Origin of the sequence: Bradyrhizobium sp. (genome assembly GCF_049512235.1) — a bacterium.
Taxonomy (GTDB): domain Bacteria; phylum Pseudomonadota; class Alphaproteobacteria; order Rhizobiales; family Xanthobacteraceae; genus Bradyrhizobium.
Window position 1 is genome coordinate 1 of sequence record NZ_JBEKXH010000695.1, and the last position, 2754, is coordinate 2754.

Annotated in this window: 4 protein-coding genes and 1 pseudogene; 2 read left to right on the forward strand and 3 right to left on the reverse strand. The window is 60.9% G+C overall.

Annotated features, from left to right (window positions below; translation table 11 throughout):
• Positions 1-265 precede the first annotated feature (265 nt).
• The gene (locus ABSG20_RS34060) at positions 266-649 is read right to left on the reverse strand and encodes a hypothetical protein (RefSeq protein WP_423868829.1); all 384 of its coding nucleotides are present in this window, start codon (positions 647-649) and stop codon (positions 266-268) included.
• Between the two features lie 132 nt (positions 650-781).
• Positions 782-943 (reverse strand): annotated as a pseudogene (locus ABSG20_RS34065) (alpha/beta hydrolase fold domain-containing protein); the annotation flags it as partial.
• 128 nt (positions 944-1071) lie between these two features.
• Between ABSG20_RS34065 and ABSG20_RS34070 the strand changes: the two are divergent.
• Positions 1072-1692: an antitoxin Xre/MbcA/ParS-like domain-containing protein gene (locus tag ABSG20_RS34070; protein WP_423868830.1), complete on the forward strand. Its 621-nt coding sequence runs from the start codon at positions 1072-1074 to the stop codon at positions 1690-1692.
• Positions 1689-2003, forward strand: a complete 315-nt coding sequence (locus tag ABSG20_RS34075; protein WP_423868831.1) for an RES domain-containing protein — start codon at positions 1689-1691, stop codon at positions 2001-2003. The genes ABSG20_RS34070 and ABSG20_RS34075 overlap by 4 nt, the downstream gene beginning before the upstream one ends.
• Before the next feature lie 569 nt (positions 2004-2572).
• On the opposite strand, the gene ABSG20_RS34080 is transcribed toward ABSG20_RS34075, so the two are convergent.
• The coding region (locus ABSG20_RS34080; protein ID WP_423868832.1) for a hypothetical protein at positions 2573-2754 on the reverse strand (182 nt) is incomplete at its 5' end.

Genomic DNA, 2754 nt, shown 5'->3' on the forward strand with positions numbered 1-2754 from the left:
CGAGGCTGCGGGTGCCACTGGGCATCCGGCATTCCCCACGCCCTCTGGGCGTAAGGTTCATGCAACGACTGGGGCGCGTCGCGCCATCTCCTGAAGGCCCCGGTCAAGAACGCTTTGGCCTGAGGCGGCCACCACAACGGATCGGGCGCCGGCGGTCGACGAAGGAACTATGTCGCCGCACGATCTTCCGACGTCCAAACCCGGTGTTCCTGGCTTCGACGAATTGTCCGATCAGGCGTGGCCTCGCAGCTATCGGGAATACCGGTCAGCCAGCCTTGAGTTGTCGCGCAGCCGCGTCAGCAGTGTCTTCGGGACGCGTGTTGAAGGCGATCGCCGCGTTTGGCGCGGCCTTGTGAATGATGTTCACCACCGTCTCGAACAATGCCAGGCTTTTGGGGGGAAGCCTGAGGCCGCCGCCGATCACCACACAGTCGTAGGCGGCGCCCTTCAGCGCTGTTTCAAGCATGGCGCTTCCGGCTGCATCGGGCGTGATCATGCAGGTATCGCCTTGCCAACCCCGTTCCTCGATCTTCGAGACCCCCAGCGCAATCCCGGCATTGATCTTTTTGGCATCGAAGCCCGGCGGCAAGGAGGGGTCCGAGAAATCGACCGTTTCAGGCTTCTGGCCGACGAACAGTATACGCGTCATGGGGTTTCTCCGTTCGAGTGATGGTGATGGAATGGTGCGGAAGATCGCTCACCGGCAGCCGCAACACCAACTTCAAACCGCTGTTTTAGGTGAAATTCAAGCCGCCGGTGACACGGCGACGGCGTCGCGCCTTCACGCGCGGCCAGGATCATCCTCGCCGCTGTAACGAGGGCGAGCCCCTCCACCGACGGAATCACCGGCAATCGCGATTCTGCAGAAGCCGGCGCCTGTGACACCACGATAGGCCGCCTCGGCGTCATCGACAGCCGCAGGGGTGGGCCGATCCGGGGCAAGTCCGTAGTCTGCAACGAAAGGGTGAGTTCACACGGCTGCCGAAGGAGCCGTCCCTTGAACTAGCCATTGCATATTCTGCCTAATTTGCCTATATTGCCCACCGGCGAGCCAGTTACGGAGGACGACCCATGCGCACGGCGAAGCAGGCACATCCCGCCCGGGCCGCTTTGACCAAGGCAATCGAGAGCAAAGTCGAGCGAATGGATATGGCTGGTTTGCTCGAGCTAGCTAAGGTCTTGAAGGTGGCGGTTCCAGCCGCAGCGAAGGCGATACGCGGCCGGGAGCGAAAGCCGAATGCGTCCCTCGCTGCTCATGACAGCAAAGTTCTCCAGGGCAGCGGCATTGGCCCAGTCGTCTCAGCAGCGGAAGGAGGCAGGCTTCTCGACGCAATCACGGTTGATGATGAATCGGCCGATTGGCTGGAGAGCGACCTCGTCGGGGCCGGAGAGTTGGTAGAGCGGCTGAGCATCTCGCGCGGGACACTCGATAACTGGCGAAAGGCGAACAAAGTAATCGCGTTGCGCAAAGGTCTTCGCAACTTCCTCTACCCTCTTCGGCAGTTCGAGCGGCGCAGGCCCATTGAGGGGCTCGATGTCATTGCGTCACTGTTCACGTCGCCCGAAGAGACTTGGGAGTGGCTGGTGGCCTCCAACCGCATGACCGACGGCAAACCGCCGATCGACAAGCTTCGCGATGGTGATTTCTCGCTGGTCAAAAGTGCGGCGGATGGGGCGTTTGACTACGCGTGAAGATCGTCACATCCAAGCTACGGGCGAGGGTCTTCGAAGCCCGCATCGCCGACTGGCCACGCATCTTGCCGAGCCGGCGTCGCTCGACGCCTGCCAGCGCGGGTTTCGGATCGAGTCGCTTGTCGAGCCCTTCAGGCGCATTCCGAGTGCTTTACGCGGCCGACAATTTTCCGACGGCATTCGCGGAAGCCGTCGTGCGGGACCGTTTCGAAGGGAAGACAAGGCACTTCCTCTATCACGCTGATGGCATCACGGCTTCACGTGCTCTCCCCCAAGCGCAGCAAGCGGCTTCAGCTCGTAGGATGGGTTGAGCCCTTCGCGAAACCCATCACGCTACCCATCGCGATGCCGCCGAGGCGATGGGTTTCGCGGCGCTCTACCCATCCTACGCGCTCACAAACCTCCTGCGATGGCGGTACTCTCCGGAGGGACCCTATTGTAAAAAAACTCCAGTCACTGCGAGGAGCTCTTGCGACGAAGCAGTCCATCTCGCCGCAGGTGCAGGTGTTAAATATTTCTGTTCCTTTTTTCGTTCGGATCGGACAAGCCCGGGCGTCACGGTGGATGGGTCACTGCCAAGGACCGCCGGCAAATGAGTTCAGCCTCCAGGTTTGGCGCCGGCCGGTTGGCTGGTCCGGAGCAGGCTTGTTGACGGCAAACAAAAACCCGCGACCGGTGTCCCGGCGCGGGCATCTGATGGCTGCGATGGTGACGATTTGTCAGTGATTTGCCCGACGTGTCAACTTTTTTCTCGTCCTTTTTCTCGTCCTTCGAACTGGCCAATGAGGCCGCGCCGACGTGACAGGCGCGCCCTTGGTGGGATGTTTCGAGGTTGTCAATACCCACATGAAAAAATATTTCTGTTGCCTTTTTGTTCGAATCAGTCTAGAAGCTGTTTCGTCTCATCCCACCAAGAGGGGCGGCTCGCGATCGTCATGAAACGCGGGATGAGATGCGGTGGACGCGGCAGCGTCAGGCGTGCGACGGTTCGCAGGGCGGGGGGCGGTATGCCAAGCGTGAGCGAATACCTCGTAAGCAAGACGACGGCGCTGAAGCGTACGG